The 19,078-nt window shown below is 62.7% G+C and carries 20 protein-coding genes; 10 read left to right on the top strand and 10 right to left on the bottom strand.

Features of this window, described 5'->3' with window-relative positions; all coding sequences use genetic code 11:
* Nucleotides 1-78: 78 nt before the first annotated feature.
* Nucleotides 79-267: a hypothetical protein gene (locus tag Q1W70_RS17225; protein WP_166589110.1), complete on the top strand. Its 189-nt coding sequence runs from the start codon at nucleotides 79-81 to the stop codon at nucleotides 265-267.
* A 66-nt stretch (nucleotides 268-333) separates the two neighbouring features.
* On the opposite strand, the gene Q1W70_RS17220 is transcribed toward Q1W70_RS17225, so the two are convergent.
* From Q1W70_RS17220 to Q1W70_RS17190, 7 genes are all read right to left on the bottom strand, one after another.
* Nucleotides 334-876, bottom strand: coding sequence for a DUF2058 domain-containing protein (locus Q1W70_RS17220; RefSeq protein WP_166589111.1), 543 nt, complete (start codon nucleotides 874-876; stop codon nucleotides 334-336).
* 24 nt (nucleotides 877-900) lie between these two features.
* A complete protein-coding gene (gene mazG / locus Q1W70_RS17215) occupies nucleotides 901-1,734 on the bottom strand; it encodes a nucleoside triphosphate pyrophosphohydrolase (protein WP_166589112.1) in 834 nt (277 codons plus the stop codon).
* A 95-nt stretch (nucleotides 1,735-1,829) separates the two neighbouring features.
* A complete protein-coding gene (gene relA, locus Q1W70_RS17210; protein ID WP_166589113.1) occupies nucleotides 1,830-4,073 on the bottom strand; it encodes a GTP diphosphokinase in 2,244 nt (747 codons plus the stop codon).
* Nucleotides 4,074-4,195: 122 nt separating this feature from the next.
* A complete protein-coding gene (rlmD, locus tag Q1W70_RS17205; protein ID WP_166589114.1) occupies nucleotides 4,196-5,548 on the bottom strand; it encodes a 23S rRNA (uracil(1939)-C(5))-methyltransferase RlmD in 1,353 nt (450 codons plus the stop codon).
* The gene (gene cysM, locus Q1W70_RS17200; RefSeq protein ID WP_166589115.1) at nucleotides 5,548-6,450 is read right to left on the bottom strand and encodes a cysteine synthase CysM; all 903 of its coding nucleotides are present in this window, start codon (nucleotides 6,448-6,450) and stop codon (nucleotides 5,548-5,550) included. The genes rlmD and cysM overlap by 1 nt, the downstream gene beginning before the upstream one ends.
* Before the next feature lie 118 nt (nucleotides 6,451-6,568).
* Nucleotides 6,569-7,930 carry a sensor histidine kinase gene (locus tag Q1W70_RS17195; protein ID WP_302097644.1) on the bottom strand — a complete coding sequence of 454 codons (1,362 nt, stop codon included), beginning with the start codon at nucleotides 7,928-7,930 and terminating at the stop codon, nucleotides 6,569-6,571.
* Complete coding sequence (locus Q1W70_RS17190; RefSeq protein WP_166589117.1) at nucleotides 7,917-8,639, bottom strand: response regulator transcription factor; 723 nt, start codon at nucleotides 8,637-8,639, stop codon at nucleotides 7,917-7,919. The genes Q1W70_RS17195 and Q1W70_RS17190 overlap by 14 nt, the downstream gene beginning before the upstream one ends.
* 207 nt (nucleotides 8,640-8,846) lie before the next feature.
* Between Q1W70_RS17190 and Q1W70_RS17185 the strand changes: the two genes are divergently transcribed.
* From Q1W70_RS17185 to Q1W70_RS17170, 4 genes are all read left to right on the top strand, one after another.
* Complete coding sequence (locus Q1W70_RS17185; RefSeq protein WP_302097642.1) at nucleotides 8,847-11,597, top strand: response regulator; 2,751 nt, start codon at nucleotides 8,847-8,849, stop codon at nucleotides 11,595-11,597.
* Between the two features lie 205 nt (nucleotides 11,598-11,802).
* Entirely contained in the window at nucleotides 11,803-12,792 is a 990-nt protein-coding gene (locus Q1W70_RS17180; protein WP_166589119.1) for a 2-hydroxyacid dehydrogenase, read from the top strand.
* 81 nt (nucleotides 12,793-12,873) lie between these two features.
* Nucleotides 12,874-13,308 carry a hypothetical protein gene (locus Q1W70_RS17175; protein ID WP_166589120.1) on the top strand — a complete coding sequence of 145 codons (435 nt, stop codon included), beginning with the start codon at nucleotides 12,874-12,876 and terminating at the stop codon, nucleotides 13,306-13,308.
* Nucleotides 13,308-13,712 (top strand): META domain-containing protein, encoded by a 405-nt coding sequence (locus tag Q1W70_RS17170; protein ID WP_166589121.1) that lies wholly within the window; start codon nucleotides 13,308-13,310, stop codon nucleotides 13,710-13,712. Before Q1W70_RS17175 ends, Q1W70_RS17170 begins: the two co-directional genes overlap by 1 nt.
* 58 nt (nucleotides 13,713-13,770) lie before the next feature.
* On the opposite strand, the gene Q1W70_RS17165 is transcribed toward Q1W70_RS17170, so the two are convergent.
* A complete protein-coding gene (locus Q1W70_RS17165; protein ID WP_166589122.1) occupies nucleotides 13,771-14,238 on the bottom strand; it encodes a TlpA family protein disulfide reductase in 468 nt (155 codons plus the stop codon).
* A gap of 116 nt (nucleotides 14,239-14,354) precedes the next feature.
* On the opposite strand from Q1W70_RS17165, the gene arsC reads away from it, so the two are divergent.
* Genes arsC through Q1W70_RS17150 form a run of 3 tightly spaced genes read left to right on the top strand, consistent with a single transcriptional unit; the run spans nucleotide 14,355 to nucleotide 15,746 of the window.
* Entirely contained in the window at nucleotides 14,355-14,708 is a 354-nt protein-coding gene (gene arsC, locus Q1W70_RS17160; protein WP_166589123.1) for an arsenate reductase (glutaredoxin), read from the top strand.
* The gene (gene wrbA, locus Q1W70_RS17155; protein WP_166589124.1) at nucleotides 14,705-15,328 is read left to right on the top strand and encodes an NAD(P)H:quinone oxidoreductase; all 624 of its coding nucleotides are present in this window, start codon (nucleotides 14,705-14,707) and stop codon (nucleotides 15,326-15,328) included. The genes arsC and wrbA overlap by 4 nt, the downstream gene beginning before the upstream one ends.
* Nucleotides 15,321-15,746: a DUF2069 domain-containing protein gene (locus Q1W70_RS17150; protein ID WP_166589125.1), complete on the top strand. Its 426-nt coding sequence runs from the start codon at nucleotides 15,321-15,323 to the stop codon at nucleotides 15,744-15,746. Before wrbA ends, Q1W70_RS17150 begins: the two co-directional genes overlap by 8 nt.
* Nucleotides 15,747-15,879: 133 nt before the next feature.
* Here the strand turns inward: Q1W70_RS17150 and Q1W70_RS17145 are convergent, their stop codons facing one another.
* Both Q1W70_RS17145 and ttcA read right to left on the bottom strand, forming a co-directional pair.
* Nucleotides 15,880-16,551: a DNA-3-methyladenine glycosylase I gene (locus tag Q1W70_RS17145; RefSeq protein ID WP_185818785.1), complete on the bottom strand. Its 672-nt coding sequence runs from the start codon at nucleotides 16,549-16,551 to the stop codon at nucleotides 15,880-15,882.
* A 67-nt stretch (nucleotides 16,552-16,618) separates the two neighbouring features.
* Nucleotides 16,619-17,443: a tRNA 2-thiocytidine(32) synthetase TtcA gene (gene ttcA / locus Q1W70_RS17140; RefSeq protein ID WP_166589174.1), complete on the bottom strand. Its 825-nt coding sequence runs from the start codon at nucleotides 17,441-17,443 to the stop codon at nucleotides 16,619-16,621.
* A 299-nt stretch (nucleotides 17,444-17,742) separates the two neighbouring features.
* On the opposite strand from ttcA, the gene Q1W70_RS17135 reads away from it, so the two are divergent.
* On the top strand, nucleotides 17,743-18,345 hold the full coding sequence (locus tag Q1W70_RS17135; protein ID WP_095169745.1) for a Yip1 family protein: 603 nt from the start codon (nucleotides 17,743-17,745) through the stop codon (nucleotides 18,343-18,345).
* A 182-nt stretch (nucleotides 18,346-18,527) separates the two neighbouring features.
* The gene (locus Q1W70_RS17130; RefSeq protein ID WP_302097637.1) at nucleotides 18,528-19,022 is read left to right on the top strand and encodes a SprT family zinc-dependent metalloprotease; all 495 of its coding nucleotides are present in this window, start codon (nucleotides 18,528-18,530) and stop codon (nucleotides 19,020-19,022) included.
* Nucleotides 19,023-19,078: the final 56 nt, after the last annotated feature.

Genomic DNA, 19,078 nt, shown 5'->3' with positions numbered 1-19,078 from the left:
TACTTAGCAAGCTATCAAACCCTATAACAAAGGCCTGCACACGCCTTGCTGCAGATCAATCAGGATTGGAGCTAGCCGATGACCGTTAAAGTGACAGAACGCGACGATTCACACATGTCCCACGAAGGCGTAGCCGCCGGTATCCGCATCTGGGATGTGCATCAACAAGACTTGCTGGTGGGGATGTTTCACTCTGAAAGCGACGCCCACAGCTATCGTCTGGAACTGGAAACACAGGAACAGCAACGCGAAGCGCGTCGCGCGTAATCTCAGTCTCGAAAACGACAAACCCCGCCATGAGCGGGGTTTGTCGTGGGTGACGCGGTCAACGTATTACCACATCAGATCATCAGGAATCTGATAGGCCGCGTACGGATCGTCCTCGGCATTGACCTCTTCGGTCTGCACGTTCATCTGCACGATGCGCTGCGGATCGCGCTCCTGGATCTTCAGTGCCGCCTCACGCGGGATTACTTCGTAGCCGCCGGCGTGGTGCACGATGGCTAGGGAACCGCTGCTGAGCTTGTTGCGCATCAGGGTGTTGACCGACAGACGCTTGACCTTCTTGTCGTCAACGAAGTTGTAGTAGTCCTCGGTGTTGAGCTTGGGCAGGCGCGAGACTTCGATCAGTTGCTTGATCTGCGCGGCGCGGGCCTTCTGCTCGGCCTTCTCCTGCTGCTGGCGGTTGAGCTCCTGGTCGCGCTTGACCTTCTCGGCCATGGCTTCCTGCGCCAGGCGCTGCTGGCTGTCGTCGAGCTCGATCTGGCCTTTGTGGGCCAGGCGTTGTTGCTTCTGTTTTTCTTTGCCGACCTGCTTGGCCTGCTTTTGGTTGACCAGCCCTGCTTTGAGCAACTGGTCGCGAAGGGAAATGCTCATGTGCTTACTCACTTAGGCAACTGCTCAACCGCAGCTGGGCAAATTCTTTTCCTGACGTTTGGCTTCGCCCCACAAGGCGTCCAACTCTTCGAGGGTGCAATTTTCCATGGGTCGGTGGGTGTCGCGCAATGCCTGTTCGATAAATCGGAAACGTCGCTCAAACTTGGCATTGGCCCCGCGCAGCGCGGTTTCCGGGTCGACCTTGAGGTGCCGCGCCAGATTGACCACGGAAAACAACAGGTCGCCGATCTCGTCACTGATCGCCGCCTTGTCGTTATCGGCCATGGCCTCAAGCACTTCATCGAGTTCTTCACGCACCTTGTCGAGCACGGGCAACGCGTGCGGCCAATCGAACCCCACCTGCCCGGCACGTTTTTGCAACTTGGCCGAACGGGACAATGCCGGCAGAGCACTGGGCACATCATCGAGCAAGGACAACTGCTCGGGCGCCTGAGACTGCTCGGCCCGTTCTTCGGCCTTGATCTGCTCCCAGCGCTGCTTGACCTGTTCCTCGTCAAGACGCGGGACATCCAGCGGCGCGTACAGCTCGCCGGTGGGGAACACGTGGGGATGCCGGCGAATCAGCTTGCGGGTGATGCTGTCGATGACGCCGGCGAATTCGAAACGCCCCTCCTCCCGGGCCAACTGGCTGTAGTACACCACCTGGAACAGCAAGTCGCCCAACTCACCCTGCAAGTGATCAAAGTCGCCGCGCTCGATGGCGTCAGCCACTTCGTAGGCCTCCTCCAGGGTGTGCGGGACGATGCTGGCGTAGGTTTGCTTGATATCCCACGGACAGCCGTACTGCGGGTCGCGCAGACGGGCCATGAGGTGGAGCAGGTCTTCAAGTGAATACATTGATCAAACTCTACTGGACCCTGGGGGAGCGAGCCTGCTGGCGATGACGGTGTATCTGGTAAATCGTCATCGCCAGCAGGCTCGCGCCCACCGTTTCACGGGGTGCGGTTACGCCGGGTCTCAATGATGTTCGGCAACTGGGAAATCCGCCCCAGCAGCCGCCCCAAAGCGTCCAACCCCGGAATCTCGATGGTCAGGGACATCAACGCCGTGTTGTCCTCTTTGTTCGAGCGGGTGTTGACCGCCAGCACGTTGATCCGCTCGTTGAGCAGCACTTGCGAGACGTCACGCAGCAGACCGGATCGGTCGTAGGCACGGATGATGATGTCCACCGGATAGGTCAGCACCGGCACCGGGCCCCAGCTGACCTGGATGATCCGCTCGGGTTCGCGCCCACCCAGTTGCAGCACCGAAGCACAGTCCTGGCGGTGAATGCTGACACCGCGGCCCTGGGTGATGTAACCGACGATCGCGTCGCCCGGCAATGGCTGGCAGCAGCCGGCCATCTGCGTCATCAGGTTGCCCACGCCCTGGATCTGAATGTCGCCGCGCTTGCCAGGCTTGTAGCCGGTGGCCTTGCGCGGGATCAGTTCCAACTGTTCGTTGCCGCGTTCCGGCTCCACCAGTTGCTGCGCCAGGTTGACCAGTTGGGCCAGGCGCAGATCGCCCGCGCCCAAGGCTGCGAACATGTCCTCGGCGGTTTTCATGTTGGCCTTGTCGGCCAGCTTCTCGAAATCCACCTGGGGCAAGCCAAGGCGACTGAGCTCGCGCTCGAGCAAGGTCCTGCCCGCTGCGACGTTCTGGTCGCGGGCCTGCAACTTGAACCAGTGGACAATCTTGGCCCGGGCCCGCGAGGTGGTGATGTAGCCCAGGTTCGGGTTCAGCCAGTCGCGGCTCGGGGTGCCGTGCTTGCTGGTGATGATCTCGACCTGTTCACCGGTCTGCAGGCTGTAGTTGAGCGGTACGATGCGCCCGTTGATCTTTGCGCCACGGCAGTTGTGGCCGATCTCGGTGTGCACGCGATAGGCAAAATCCAGCGGCGTCGCGCCCTTGGGCAGGTCGATGGCATGGCCGTCGGGGGTGAAGATGTACACCCGGTCCGGCTCGATATCGACCCGCAACTGTTCGGCCAGGCCACCGATATCCCCCAGTTCCTCGTGCCACTCGAGCACCTGGCGCAACCAGGAGATTTTCTCTTCGTAGTGGTTGGAACCGGACTTGACGTCGGTACCTTTGTACTTCCAGTGCGCACAGACCCCCAACTCGGCCTCTTCGTGCATGGCGTGGGTGCGGATCTGCACTTCCAGCACCTTGCCCTCGGGACCGATCACCGCGGTATGCAGCGAGCGGTAGCCGTTCTCCTTGGGGTTGGCGATGTAGTCGTCGAATTCCTTGGGAATGTGCCGCCACAGCGTGTGGACGATGCCCAGCGCGGTGTAGCAGTCGCGCATTTCCGGCACCAGCACGCGCACCGCGCGCACGTCGTAGATCTGGCTGAATTCCAGACCCTTGCGCTGCATTTTGCGCCAGATCGAATAGATGTGCTTGGCCCGGCCGCTGATGTCGGCATCGACACCGGTGGCCTGCAACTCGCTCTGCAACTGGTTCATCACGTCGCTGATGAAGCGCTCGCGGTCGAGGCGCCGCTCATGCAGCAACTTGGCAATCTGCTTGTACTGGTCCGGCTCCAGGTAACGGAAGGACAGGTCCTCCAGCTCCCACTTGATATGACCGATGCCCAGGCGATGCGCCAGCGGTGCGTAGATATCGAACACTTCCCGGGCGACCCGGTTGCGCTTTTCGTCGTCGGCGGTTTTCACCGCGCGGATCGCGCAGGTACGCTCGGCGAGCTTGATCAGGGCCACACGGACGTCATCGACCATGGCCACCAGCATCTTGCGCAGGTTTTCCACCTGGCCCTGGGTGCCCAGCACCATAGACTGGCGCGGGCTCAGGCTGGCGCTGATGGCCGCCATGCGCAGGACGCCGTCGATCAGCTTGCCGACCACCGGGCCAAAGCGCTGGCTGACGTTGGGCAACTGGATCTGGCCTTCGCGCACGCCACGGTAAAGGATCGCCGCGACCAGGGAGTCCTGGTCGAGCTTGAGGTCGGCGAGAATTTCCGCGATCTCAAGCCCGGTACGAAAACTCGACGTACCTTCGGACCACAGATTCTTCGCCGCATTGTCTTGCTGTTCGGCCTGGCGAGCGAACTCGCAGGCTTCCTTCAAGGCTTCGCGATCCAGTGCCGGATCGACACTGACCGCATGATCGAGCCAAGCCTCGAGATTGATACTGCCGTCGGTGTTGATCGGCTGGTGTGCTCTCACCTGTACCATCTTGCTTACCTTCCCTACGACGCAGATTCAATGCGTCAAATCGCTGACCTTCGTTGCCCATGCGCCCTCGCTGGGCTGCTGCGAGGGCGGCATGGGCGGTCCAGTCGGACCAGACGAGCATCCTAGCTCGCTTCAAATAACGCCATGGCCTCGACATGTGCCGTCTGAGGAAACATATCGAGGATCCCGGCACGTTTTAACCGGTAGCCCTGTTTGATCAATTCGACCGTGTCGCGCGCCAGCGTTGCCGGGTTGCACGACACGTATACCAGGCGCTTGGCGCCGAGCGAGGCGAGTGTGCGCACCACCTCGAAAGCACCATCACGCGGTGGGTCCAAGAGTACCGCACAAAAGCGTTCCTCGGCCCATTTGGCATCAGCCAAAGGCTGGGATAAATCGGCCTGAAAAAACCTGGCGTTATGCAGATTGTTGCTAGCAGCATTGGCAGCAGCGCGCTCGACCATGGTCTGCACGCCTTCCACGGCCACCACTTCGCGCACCTGCTGGGCCAGCGGCAAGGCAAAGTTGCCCAGGCCGCAGAACAGATCCAGCACGCGCTCCTCAGCCGTCGGTTGCAGCCAGTCCAGGGCCTGGGCCACCATCGCTTCGTTGACCGCGGCATTGACCTGGACAAAGTCTCCCGGCCGGTACGCCAGCTCCAGGTTCCAGCGCTCCAGTCGATAGCCCAGCGCCTGGCCGGCATCCACCGGTTGTGGCTCGCCTTCGCCATGCAGCCACAACTGGGCGTCATGAAAGGCGCAGAATTGCTTGAGGATATTCAGGTCGGCTTCGGACAGCGGTGCCATATGCCGCAACAACACAGCCAGCGAAGAACCGGCGAACAATTCGACATGCCCCAGGGCCTGGGGTTTGCTCAAGCGGCGAAGCATCTCGGGCAAACGGCTCATGATCGGCTGCAAGGGTTGTACCAACACCGGGCAATCATCGATGCCAACGATGTCCTGGCTACCCGCGGCGCGGAACCCGACTTCGAGCTTCTTCGCCTTGATATCCCAGCGCACCGCCACTCGGGCGCGACGCCGGTAGGCAAATTCCGGCCCGCTCAACGGCGCGGCCCACTCTTCAGGCTCGACGCCTGCCACCTTCGACAACTGCTCGGCGAGCATGCGCTGTTTCAGGGCCAGTTGTTCGTTATGGGGCAGATGCTGCACGCTGCAGCCACCGCAGCGCCCGGCGTGGGCACAGGGGGCGGGACGGCGCAGGTCATTGGCGACAAACACCCGTTCGGTGCGGGCCTCGACCACTTTGCCGTGGGCGCCAAGAACCCGTGCCTCGACCTCTTCGCCAGCCAGGGCGCCGAGGACGAACCAGGTGCGCCCTTCGAAAAACGCGATGCCGCGACCGTCGTTGGCCAAGCGCTCGATGCTCAAGCGCTGCTTTTTACCGGTCGGGATTTGCGGGGCCTTGCTGCCGCCCGTGGGCTGGAAACGCAGGCCTCTCTGTTGCTTGGCCATCAGTTGGGCGCATCAAAAATGCCGGTCGACAAGTAACGGTCGCCCCGGTCGCAGATGATCGCGACGATCACCGCATTTTCGACTTCCCGCGACAACCGCAACATCGCCGCCACCGCACCACCCGAGGACACGCCACAGAAGATGCCTTCCTCGCGGGCCAATCGACGGGTCACGTCTTCGGCTTCGCTCTGGGCCATGTCGACGATCCGATCGACGCGCTCGGCCTGGTAGATCTTCGGCAGGTATTCCTGGGGCCAGCGCCGGATGCCCGGAATCGCCGAGCCTTCCATCGGTTGCAAACCGACGATCTGCACGCTGGCGCTCTGCTCTTTCAAGTAGCGCGAAACGCCCATGATGGTCCCGGTGGTGCCCATGGAACTGACAAAGTGGGTAATGGTGCCCTGGGTCTGGCGCCAGATTTCCGGACCGGTGGTGGTGTAGTGCGCCTCGGGGTTGTCACCGTTGGCGAACTGGTCCAGCACCTTGCCACGGCCTTCGGCCTCCATGCGCTGGGCCAGGTCACGGGCGCCTTCCATGCCCTCTTCCTGGCTGACCAGGATCAGCTCGGCACCGTAGGCCGTCATGGCGGCCTTGCGCTCGGCGCTGGAGTTGTCGGGCATGATCAGGATCATCTTGTAGCCCTTGATCGCCGCCGCCATGGCCAGGGCGATCCCGGTGTTGCCGGAGGTCGCCTCGATCAGGGTGTCGCCGGCATGGATCTGCCCGCGCAGTTCGGCACGGGTGATCATCGACAACGCCGGACGGTCCTTGACCGAACCCGCCGGGTTATTGCCCTCGAGCTTGAGCAGCAGGGTATTGCTGGTCTCGCCAGGCAGGCGTTGCAAACGGACCAACGGGGTGTTGCCGACGCAATCGGCGATAGTGGGGTACTGCAAGGTCATGGCGTATTCGCAATCCAGACTGCGGGGGCGCCCATCATACCGGCAAACGTGCGCGGGCCATATCACGCAAAGTACGGTGCTTATGGCTGATAGCTATAAGCACCGCCCCCATGCCCCATCAAGGGGCCGGCGCATGAGCCAGCAACCGCAGGTGCAGGCGTAATCCCACTCCGGTGTTCTGCGCCCACAGCTGCCCGCCCTGGCGTTGCACGGCATTCCTGGCAATGCTCAAGCCCAGCCCGAAACCGCCATTGCCGGGGCGCGAGCCATCGAGGCGGGTGAAGGGCAGGAAAATCCGCTCCAGGTCGGCTTCCGCCACCCCGCCGCCCTGGTCCTCCAGCCACAGGTGCCAGAACTCGCCGTCGCGACGGCCGTCGAGACGCACGCTGGCGCCCTGGGGCGAATGGCGGATGGCGTTGCGCAGGATGTTTTCCAGGGCCTGGGCCAAGGTGTTGAGGTTGCCGCGCACCCAACACTCGGCATCCACCGCACATTGCAGCTGGGTGCTGGGCCAAGCGCTTTCGTAGCAGGCGTTTTCCGTGAGCATTTCCCACAGGGCCTGCACCTGGATTGCCTCGTCCGGCAGGGGCGCACGCTCGGTGTCGAGCCAGGCCAGTTGCAGGGTGTCTTCGACCAGGCGCTGCATGCCATCGACTTCACGGCCGATGCGTTCGCGCAGTTGCGCCAGGTCCTGCTCGCTTTCGCTGGCCACCCGCAGGCGACTCAGCGGGGTGCGCAGCTCGTGGGACAGGTCACGCAACAACTGCTGTTGCAGCGCCACCGTACTTTGCAGGCGTTCGGACATGTGATCGAAGGCGCGCCCCAGTTCACCCAGCTCATCCTTGCGGTTGGTGGTCTGGCTCGACAGGCGCACACCCAACTGGTCCGCGCGCCAGGCGTTGGCCTGCTCGCGCAGGTTGTTCAGTGGCACCACCAGCAAGCGGTACAGGCCCACGCACAGGAGCAAGGTGAACAGCCCGGGAATCACCCCGTTGGTGATCACCCGCCAGAACACCTGGTAGCGCCCAGGCATGAAGCGCTCGGGCAATTCGAGCACCAGGCTGCCGACGCTCGGATCCTGTGGAAAAGGAATGCGCAGCCCGGGCAGGCGTTTGCTGTGGATCGGCCATTCCATTTCGCGCAAGAACGTCAGGCGCTGGATTTGCGGGTCGGTCAGTTCATGGCTGCCCAAGGACTGCAGTTCATTGCTGATGACCCCCACCCAGCCTTTCTCGCGCTGCCCCATGGCCAGCAGCCAGGCGTCGACGCCCGCGTGCTGGCCCTGCTGCCAGGCCTGCTCGGCCTCGGCGGCGTAGCTCATCAGGGTGGCCCGGGCCTCGGGGGACAGGAACTGGTCCTGCTTTTCCATGTAGCGCCCCCAGGACCAGCTCAACCAGATCATCAGCAGGCAGAAGGCAACCAACAGACACGCCAGTTTCCAGAACAGCGACTGTTTGCCGGGAACGTCAGACCACTTCATCGACGGCGCTCAAGACGTAACCTTTGCCCCACACGGTGCGCACTTCGCGCTCGCTGTAGCCGATGGCCTTGAGCTTGCGCCGGATCTGGCTGATGTGCATGTCCAGGCTGCGGTCGTGGGGCGCGTAGCCGCGTTGCAAGACGTGCTGGTAAAGGAAGGCCTTGCTCAGGACTTCGTCGCCATTGCGGTTCAAGGTCTCCAGCAGCCGGTACTCACTGCGGGTCAGGCCAGCCCACTGCTGGCCAAAATGCACATCGCACAGCTCGTCGTCGAACCGCAGGCTGTGGGCTTCAGTGTTGAGCGTCGGTGGCACGTGGCGGCGGTCCAGGGCCACCCGCCGCAGGATGGCTTCAATGCGCACCCGCAATTCGGCCATGCTGAATGGCTTGGGCAGGTAATCGTCGGCCCCCAGGCGAAAACCGCTGATGCGATCCGCTTCCGCACCCAGCGCCGACATCAGCAGCACGGGCGTCGAGTCGCTGGTGCGCAGGTCGGTCAGTACCGCCAGGCCGTCCATGCCCGGCAACAGGATGTCCATCAACACCACGTCGAAGGCCTGGGCACGGGCCAGCGCCAGCCCTTCCTTGCCATTCTGGCACCAGGTGACCTGGAAACCACAACGTCCCAGGTGCTCATGCACATAGGCACCGAGCACAAGGTCGTCTTCTATCGCCAGGATCCGGGGAGCGCCAACAGGTACGGGAGTCATTAGCTTCTGCAAGTAATTCTCAATCAGTGATTATTCAAGATTGCCCGGTCATGAGCAACCCGCGAGGCTGCCCGACGCCACGAAGCCGCAGGCGGTGCCGGGCAATTTGCCGAGATGGCCTGCCTGCAAATCGCTACACTGCGCAGGTATTGCGTGCCAGATGGGCGCATCGGTGATCGATGAACGACGTGAGAGCAGGAGAGTGGCGTGCTGAAGAAAATGGGGATCAAGGGTCGCGTGCTCCTGCTGACCTTGCTGCCGACCAGCCTGATGGCCCTGGTCCTGGGTGGTTATTTCACCTGGATGCAGCAATCCGACCTGCAGACCCAACTGCTCAAGCGCGGTGAAATGATCGCCGAACAACTGGCCCCCCTGGTGGCGCCGGCCATGGGTCATCAGAACGAAGACCTGCTGGAGCGTATCGCCACCCAATCGCTGGAACAGCAGGACGTGCGCGCCGTGTCGTTCCTGGCCCCCGACCGCAGCCTGGTGGCGCACGCCGGCCCCTTGATGCTCAACCCGGCGCCGACCGGCGACAGCTCGCACCTGCTGCGCCGCTCCGGCAGCGATGCCACCCGTTACCTGCTGCCGGTGTTCGGCAAGCACCGCAACCTGGCCGGCGAAGTGATCCCCGATGAAGCCGAGCGCCTGCTGGGCTGGGTCGAACTGGAGCTGTCCCACAACGGTATGTTGCTGCGCGGTTATCGCAGCCTGTTCGCCAGCCTGATGCTGATCGTCGGCGGGCTGATCTGCACCGCCCTGCTCGCCCTGCGCATGGGTCGCACCATCAACAACCCGCTCAACAGCATCAAGCAGGCCGTGGCCCAACTCAAGGACGGCCACCTGGAAACCCGCCTGCCCCCCTTGGGCAGCCAGGAACTGGATGAATTGGCCTCGGGCATCAATCGCATGGCCAGCACCCTGCAAAATGCCCAGGAAGAATTGCAGCACAGCATTGATCAGGCCACCGAAGACGTGCGCCAGAACCTGGAGACCATCGAGATCCAGAACATCGAGCTGGACCTGGCGCGCAAGGAAGCCCTGGAAGCGAGCCGGATCAAGTCCGAATTCCTCGCCAACATGAGCCACGAGATCCGCACCCCGCTCAACGGCATCCTCGGCTTTACCCACCTGCTGCAAAAGAGCGAACTTACCCCACGCCAGCTCGATTACCTGGGGACCATCGAAAAGTCCGCCGACAGCCTGCTGGGGATCATCAACGAGATTCTCGACTTCTCGAAAATCGAGGCCGGCAAGCTGGTGCTCGACAGTATTCCGTTCAACCTGCGTGACCTGCTGCAGGACACCCTGACCATCCTCGCCCCCGCCGCTCACGCCAAGCAGCTGGAACTGGTGAGCCTGGTGTACCGCGACACGCCGCTGTCGCTGGTGGGGGATCCGCTGCGCCTCAAGCAGATCCTGACCAACCTGGTGAGCAACGCCATCAAGTTCACCCGCGAAGGCACCATCGTCGCCCGCGCCATGCTCGAAGATGAATTCGAAGACAGCGTGCAACTGCGCATCAGCATTCAGGACACCGGCATCGGCCTGTCCAACCAGGATGTCCGCGCCCTGTTCCAGGCCTTCAGCCAGGCCGACAACTCCTTGTCCCGGCAGCCCGGCGGCACCGGACTGGGGCTGGTGATCTCCAAGCGGCTGATCGAACAGATGGGGGGCGAGATCGGAGTCGACAGCACCCCGGGCGAAGGCTCGGAGTTCTGGATCAGCCTGAGCCTGCCCAAGACCCGTGATGACATCGAAGACCTGCCTGCCGCGCCACTGCTGGGGCGACGCGTCGCGGTCCTGGAAAACCACGAGCTGGCGCGCCAGGCCTTGCAGCACCAATTGCAGGACTGCGGCCTGGAAGTCACCCCGTTCAACACCCTGGAAAGCCTGGCCAACGGCGTCACCCTGGCGCACCAGACCGAGCAGGCGATCGACCTGGCGGTCCTGGGCATCACCTCCAACGACATGCCCCCGGAGCGGCTCAACCAGCATATCTGGGACCTCGAACACCTGGGCTGCAAGGTATTGGTGCTGTGCCCGACCACCGAACAGACGCTGTTCCACCTCTCGGTGCCCAACCCCCACAGCCAGTTGCAGGCCAAGCCGGCCTGCACCCGCAAGTTGCGCCGAGCCTTGTCTGACCTGGTCACTCCACGCCAGGTGCGCAGCGAACCTGGCGAGCCGCTGTCCAGCCGTCCACCCAAAGTGCTCTGCGTGGACGACAACCCGGCCAACCTGTTGCTGGTACAGACCCTGCTCGAAGACATGGGGGCCAAGGTTCTGGCGGTGGAAAGTGGTTACGCGGCGATCAAGGCAGTGCAGACCGAAACCTTCGACCTGGTGCTGATGGATGTACAGATGCCTGGCATGGACGGGCGTCAGAGCACCGAAACCATTCGCCAGTGGGAAAGTGAACGGCATTGCACGCCGTTGCCGATTGTCGCCCTCACGGCGCACGCCATGGCCAATGAAAAACGCGCGCTGCTGCAAAGCGGCATGGACGATTACCTGACCAAACCCATCAGTGAGCGCCAACTGGCGCAGGTGGTATTGAAGTGGACGGGACTGGCGCTGCGCAACCATGCGCCGGAGCGCGCCGACACCTATGGCAGCACCAGCGACCTGCTGGTGCTCGACCCGGATGAGGGCCTGCGCCTGGCCGCCGGCAAGGCTGACCTGGCCGCGGACATGCTGGCCATGCTGCTGGCATCGCTTGCGGCTGACCGCGAGGCAATCCGTGCTGCCCGCCATAGCCATGACCACAATGCCTTGATCGAGCGCGTCCACCGCTTGCACGGCGCCACGCGTTATTGCGGAGTCCCGCAACTGCGGGCGGCCTGCCAGCGCAGTGAAACCCTGCTCAAGCAGCAAGACCCCAAGGCCCAAGCGGCGCTGGAAGAGCTGGAGCGCGCGATCAACCGCCTGGCCCTGGAGGCCCGGATCGGCGCCTGATCCAGGGCAATGGCGCCGGGCGCACCAGGCATTAAACTCAACGTTCACCTGTAGCAGCTGGCGAAGCCTGCGTTCGGCGGCGGCGCCGTCGTGAATTCAGACGCCGTGGTTTGTCAGGCAGACCGCGTGTGCCGGGCTTACGACGGCTGCGCCGCCGAACGCAGCCTGCGGCAGCTGCTACATCCGTCGATTCCAGGAGGACCGCATGCGCACCATTCTCTTCAGCAGCCAGACCTACGACCGCGACAGCTTTCTCGCCGCGCCGACCGAGGCCAGTATCGAGCTGCACTTCCAGGCGGCCCGCCTGAGCCTAGACACCGTGGCCCTGGCCGAGCGGTTCGAGGTGGTCTGCGCCTTTATCAATGACGACCTCAGCGCGCCGGTGCTGGAGCACCTGGCGGCTGGCGGCACTCGCTTGATCGCCCTGCGCTCGGCCGGCTACAACCACGTCGACCTGGCGGCCGCCAAGCGCCTGGGCCTGAGCGTGGTCCGCGTGCCGGCCTACTCGCCCCATGCGGTGGCCGAACATGCCGTGGCGCTGATCCTGGCCCTCAACCGCCGCCTGCACCGCGCCTACAACCGCACCCGCGAAGGCGACTTCACCCTGCATGGCCTGACCGGCTTTGACCTGTATGGCAAGACCGTGGGGGTAGTCGGTACCGGACAGATCGGCGCCACGTTCGCCAAAATCATGGCCGGCTTCGGCTGCCAGTTGCTGGCCTACGATCCCTACCCCAACCCTGAGGTGCAGGCCCTCGGCGCACGCTACCTGCCCCTGGCCGAATTACTCGCCGAAGCGCAAATCATCAGCCTGCACTGCCCATTGACCGCCGACAGCAAGCACCTGATCAACAGCCAGTCGCTGGCGCACCTGCAACCCGGGGCCATGTTGATCAACACCGGGCGCGGCGCCCTGGTGGACACCCCGGCGCTGATCGAAGCCCTGAAAAGCGGCCAACTGGGCTACCTGGGGCTGGACGTCTATGAAGAAGAAGCCCAACTGTTCTTCGAAGACCGCTCCGACCTGCCATTGCAGGACGACGTCCTGGCGCGGCTGTTGACCTTTCCCAACGTGATCGTCACCGCCCACCAGGCATTCCTGACCCGCGAGGCCCTGGCGGCCATTGCCGCGACTACCTTGCAGAACATTGCCGAGTGGGCGGCAGGCACCCCGCAAAACCGCGTCGAAGGCTGAGGTGGGCTGATCGAAGGTCACATCCACGGGCCATGGGCGAGGGTTTCGCGTGCTAGCATATCGGCCATATTTGGAGGACCCATGGTCGAACACGATTTCCGCTACAGCCTGATGAACCCGCAACACACCCTGATCGAATGCCGCACCCTCGCGCCGGGGCGTTATCAAGTCACCGGCAACGGTGGCTCGATTCGCAACGCCGACGTGTTGCTGGTCACCCTCAAGGGCAGCAAGGACTTGTCCATGCGCCTGACCGTCGAAAACGTGCGTCACCTGCTCAAGCCGATGGGCCAGTGGGTTGCCATGGCCAGCGGTCCGGTGTTCGGCGAGCTGGCGATCCACAGCTGGCAGGTCAACTGCGACAGCTGCGCCAAAGAGCTCAAGTTCGAGTTTGCAGTCGACACCTCGCTGGGTATCAAGGCCGAAAAGCCGGCCGCCACCGCGCGGATCGCCGAACTGGGCTGGACCACCGCCGGCGAGAAGCACCTGTGCCCGAAATGCCAGGAGCCCGCGTGATGAAACACCTTGTGCTGGCGGGGATGGCGACTGCGGGCCTGTTGGGCTGCGCAGCCCAGCCAATGAAACTGCAACAGGAGCGCAGCTACGTCCTGGAGTGGATTGGTGAGCGTCCGCTGATCGACAACAGCCACCTGACGCTCACCCTGGGTGAAGACGGTCGGGCCTACGGCAACGGTGGCTGCAACCATTGGTTCGCCCCCTACACCCTGGACGGCAACCAACTGAGCTTCGGTAAAGTCGGCAGCACCCGCAAGCTGTGTGCACCGGCCCTGATGGAGCAGGAAAGACGCTTCCTGCAGGCGCTGGAAACCGTGCAACGCTGGGACATCTCGCCCATCGAGCAAGTACGCTTCTGGCCCGCCACCGGCAAACCCCTGCGCTGGTGGCCGGAAGAGGGCTGACCGGCCGATGATCGTTCCCGCGCCCTGCGGGAACGATCAACTGATACCAGGCGTCGCTTCAGTTCTTCGCTTGCAACGCTTGCAGCTTGGCCATCAGCCCTGCTGCCGTCTGCTCGCCCATCAATTGTTCACGCACCTTGCCCTTGTCGTCGATGATGTAGGTCACCGGCAGCGCTTCGCTGCGTGGCAGCTCAAAACGCTCGGCCGGATCCTGGGCCAGGACGGTAAAGCTGATGCCCAGTTTGTTGCTGGCGCTCTTGAGTTCCTCGCCCTGCACGTTGTCGAAGTTGACCCCGAACACATTGATCTTCTGACTCTTGAGCTGTTCGGCCAAGGCATTGAGCTCAGGGATTTCGGTCCGGCAGGGACCACACCACTCAGCCCAGTAGTTGAGCACCAACCATTTGCCGTCCAGGCGCTCCGAGGCCACCTTTTGGCCCAACTGATCGGTGCCGTAGTCGTAGCCACAGCCTGCCAGCAGCAGGGTGGTGAAAAGTGCCAATGCCGCGCTCAATCGCCTTGTCATGGGGCTGATCCTTACTCGATAAATAAATTGCGCTGCGACCCATCGCCTCTGAAGGTTCTGGACTGCTCGCCGCACAGGTAGAATAGCCGCCACCTTACGCAAGATGCGACCCGCTCATGACCGATCTGACGCTTTATCACAACCCGCGCTGCTCGAAATCCCGCGGTGCGCTGGAACTGCTGGAGGCCCGTGGCCTGGCGCCGACCGTGGTGCGCTACCTGGAAACCCCACTCAATGCCGAGCAATTGCACAGCCTGCTGGGCAAGCTGGGCATCAGCGCCCGGCAATTGCTGCGCACCGGTGAAGACGAATACAAGAGCCTGAACCTGGCCGATGAGAACCTCAGCGAAGCACAGCTGATCGCCGCCATCGCCGCCCACCCCAAGCTCATGGAACGCCCGATCCTCGAAGTCGGCAACCAGGCCGTGATCGGCCGGCCGCCGGAAAAAGTATTGGAGATCCTGCCGTGAGCGCGCCGTACATCCTGGTTCTGTATTACAGCCGCAACGGCTCGACCAATGAAATGGCGCGGCAGATTGCCCGTGGCGTTGAACAGTCTGGCATGGAAGCGCGTCTGCGCACGGTGCCGGCGATTTCCAGCGAATGCGAAGCCGTGTCGCCGGATATTCCTGACGAAGGCCCGCTGTACGCCAGCCTCGACGACCTGAAACACTGCTCGGGCCTGGCCCTCGGCAGCCCGACCCGCTTCGGCAACATGGCGGCACCGCTCAAGTACTTCCTCGACGGCACCAGCAACCTGTGGCTGACCGGCGCCCTGGTGGGCAAGCCGGCCGGGGTATTCACCTCGACCGCCAGCCTGCATGGCGGCCAGGAAACCACCCTGTTGTCGATGATGCTGCCCTTGCTGCATCACGGCATGCTGATCACCGGCCTGCCCTACAGCGAGTCGGCCCTGCTGGAAACCCGTGGCGGCGGCACGCCCTATGGCGCCAGCCATCACGCCGGGGCCGACGGCAAGAGCGGCTTGAACGAACATGAAGTGGCGCTGTGCCGAGCCCTGGGCCTGCGCCTGGCGAAAACCGCACAGCTACTGGCCAGCGCCCAGCCAATGGAGAACCACCGTGGCTAAAAAGCCCAAGATCCTGCCGCCCATCGAGTGGCTCGAACCCCGCGTGCGGATCAGCCGTGCCGCCAGCCTGCTGTGTTTCTTCGCCCTGGTCGGCCTGCTCTGCGCCTACTACCTGGTGTTTGCCGACCTGCACGGCGCACGGCCCTGGGTGATCCTGCTGATCGAACTGGTGCCCTTGCTGTTGCTGGCACCGGGGATGATCAGCGGCAGCGCGCGCGGGCACTCATGGATGTGTTTTGTGGTGAACCTGTACTTCATCAAGGGCGCGATTGCCGCGTTCGATCCCAATCGCCAGTTGTTCGGCCTGCTGGAAATGGGCGCCAGCCTGGCGGTGTTCTGCTCGGCATTGCTGTATGTGCGCTGGCGCTTCCAGCTCAACCGCAAGTTGGCGGGGGAAGGCGAAACCTGCGCCGGCTGACAGGGCCTCATCGCGGCATAGGTATCTACATAACTATGGTGCGACGTTGCATCGGTGGGCCGACCAGGAGGCCGAACTCTATGTGGGAACTGGCCGGGTGGCGCTCCGCTTGCCCGCGACTGGAGCGACTGGCTCAATGGTTGACGGTAAAGGCCAGCATCATCGAGATCTGGCACATCGGTCGGCCACTGTCGGCGTGCCACTGGTTGAAGGCGTTCTGCACTGTCGCCAGGTCCCGCAGGCTGGTGGGCACCTTGTCGATGATCTGCTGGGCATTCAACGCCGCGACCACGTCATAGCTGGGCACAAAGGTGTCCTTGCCGACCATGCGCAAAAACCGCGGCGCCGACAAACCGCCCATCTGATGCCCGTGCTTGGCCAGGTACTTCCACAGGCCGACGATATCGGTCACCGGCCACTGGGCGATCAACTCGCCGAAGCTGCCCTTGTCCTTGGCCACGTCGAGGATGAACTGGGCGTTGCGCGGCACACTCTTGAGCTTGCCCAGGTGACGGATGATCCGCGCGTCCTGCATCAGGCGCTCCAGGTGTTCGGCGCCCATCAACACCACCTTTTCGGGGTCGAACTTGAAGAACACCTCTTCGAATGCCGGCCACTTGGCGTCCACCAGGCTGTGCTTGAGGCCGGCGCGGAAGACCCGCAGGGCCATGGTCGACAGGTAGCGATCATCGCTGATCTTGCGCAATTGGGCCGGGGTCTTGGGGACCGGCAGATGGGCTTCCAGTTCGGCTGCCGAACCAAAGCGATTCAGACAGTATTCGTGCAGCCACTTGTAATCGCGCATGCCCTCTCCTTTGCAAACAAATAAAAACGGCGCCCGCGAGCGCCGTCACGACTCACCGCTGATCGCGTCAGAGATTGACCACATTGACGAAGCGCGAGGCCGCGGTTTCGTCAATTTTCAGGCTGGTGAAGTCAAACAGGTTACGGTCCGCCAGCTGCGAAGGGATCACATTCTGCAGGCTGCGGAAGATGCTTTCGCTGCGGCCCGGGGTCTTGCGTTCCCAGTCCTGGAGCATGTCCTTGACCACCTGGCGCTGCAGGTTTTCCTGGGAGCCACACAGGTTGCACGGAATGATCGGGAACTGCTTGAAGTCCGAGTAGGCCTGGATGTCTTTCTCGTTGCAGTAGGCCAGCGGACGAATCACCACGTTGCGCCCATCATCGGCGCGTAATTTCGGCGGCATGGCCTTGAGCGAACCGTTGAAAAACATGTTGAGGAAAAAGGTCTCGACGATGTCATCGCGATGGTGACCCAGGGCCATCTTGGTCGCGCCGATTTCGTCGGCGAAGGTATAGAGCGTACCGCGACGCAGGCGCGAGCACAGCGAGCAGGTGGTCTTGCCCTCCGGGATCAGTTCCTTGACCACCGAATAGGTGTCCTTTTCGACGATGTGGTACTCCACCCCCAGTTCCTTGAGGTAGGCGGGCAAGACATGCTCGGGAAAACCCGGCTGCTTTTGGTCCATGTTCACCGCGACGATCTCGAACTTGATCGGCGCCACCTTTTGCAGGTGCAGCAGCACGTCGAGCATGGTGTAGCTGTCCTTGCCTCCGGACAGGCAGACCATGACCTTGTCGCCGTCCTCAATCATGTTGAAGTCGGCAACGGCCTCCCCGGCCTGGCGGCGTAGACGTTTCTGCAGTTTGTTCTGGTTGACCGTAAGAGTGCCCATGGCGCTTGAAATCCGCGAGGTGTGACGAAAGGCCGGCATTTTACGCAAAAACCCCGGGCGGGCGAAGTGCCCTGCGTCTTCGGGTGCCATCGGCCAAGCCCCAGGGCCATTGTCATGCAGCACAGCGATTAAGCCCGTGGTTTACAGCGCGATTTGCTCTAAAGCCCCTGCACCGGCGTGTTCCAGTCCTTTCTATACTGCGACATAAGGTCGCAGACCCAATGACCTTTACCGACTTGGCCGCTGGCCCGTAGGCGCTCCGTTGGGGGGCGACAGCAATCACGTAGGAGTGACTGATTATGATCCATCACGTCGTGGGGCTTTTCACCCACCCAGATCAAGAATGGAAAGAAATCCGTGGCGACCAAGAGGAAAGCATCAGCCACATGTACCTCACCCACACGCTGATCCTGGCGGCGATCCCGGCGGTTTCCGCGTTTATCGGCACGACCCAGGTGGGCTGGGTAATCGGCAGCCGGGCGCCCGTCATGCTGACCATGGAAAGCGCGCTCTGGATGACCATCATGTCGTACCTGGCGATGCTGGGCGGGGTCGCGGTGATGGGGGCGTTCATTCACTGGATGGCCCGCACCTATGACGCCACACCGAGCCTGGCGCGCTGTGTCGCGTTTGCCACCTACACCGCCACCCCGTTGTTCATCGGCGGCCTGGCGGCGCTGTATCCCCATATGTGGCTGGGCATGATCGTCGGCACCGCGGCCATTTGCTACACGGTCTACCTGTTGTACGTCGGCTTGCCGACCTTCATGAACATTCCAACGGACGAAGGGTTTCTGTTCTCAAGTTCAGTGCTTGCCGTAGGGCTGGTGGTGCTGGTGGCGATCATGGCCTTCACCGTCATTGTCTGGGGCCTGGGCGTCGGCCCGGTCTATACCAACTGAACAGGCATTCAAGGCAAGCCGCTGGAGCGAGCAAGGGACGCCGCCCATAAAACAAACGAGGATCTGCCAATACCGGCCGCCGCAAGGCGGCCTTTTGCTGGGACCACAACCATTCGGCAGCTGGGCGATTCGCAACGACCCGGGTTTGCAGCATACTCGTGGCCTCTGGAGATCCGTTAAGCATGCCCGAGCAACTCAATACCCGCGTCGAAGACTGTTTCCAACAAGCCGAATCCTTTTTCAAACGCCCTTTCAAGCGCCCAGTGGTCAGCCTCAAGCTGCGTGGGCAGAAGGCTGGCGTGGCGCACCTGCATGAAAACCTGCTGCGCTTCAATCTGCAGCTGTACCGCGAGAACAGCGAAGATTTCCTCAAGCAGACCGTGGCCCACGAAGTCGCGCACCTGATCGCCCACCAACTGTTTGGCGAGCGCATTGCGCCCCACGGCGAGGAATGGCAACTGATCATGCGCGGCGTCTACGAGCTGCCACCCGATCGTTGCCACACCTACGCCATTAAACGCCGCAGCGTGACCCGTTACATTTACCGCTGCCCGTGCGCCAACAGCGACTTCCCGTTCTCGGCCCAGCGCCATAGCCTGGTGCGCCAAGGCCGGCGCTACCTGTGTCAGCGTTGTCGGCAGACCTTGGTGTTTACCGGCGAGTCGCGGGTCGAATAGCGGGATCTGCAGCGCTTCGACCGGCCCCATTGCGAGCAGACGGAGCGCCGCCCGGC

It is taken from the genome of Pseudomonas kielensis (assembly GCF_030505375.1).
Classification (GTDB): Bacteria; Pseudomonadota; Gammaproteobacteria; order Pseudomonadales; family Pseudomonadaceae; genus Aquipseudomonas; species Aquipseudomonas kielensis.
Note: the sequence above shows the minus strand (reverse complement) of the source record. Positions and strands in the feature narration are given on the sequence as shown.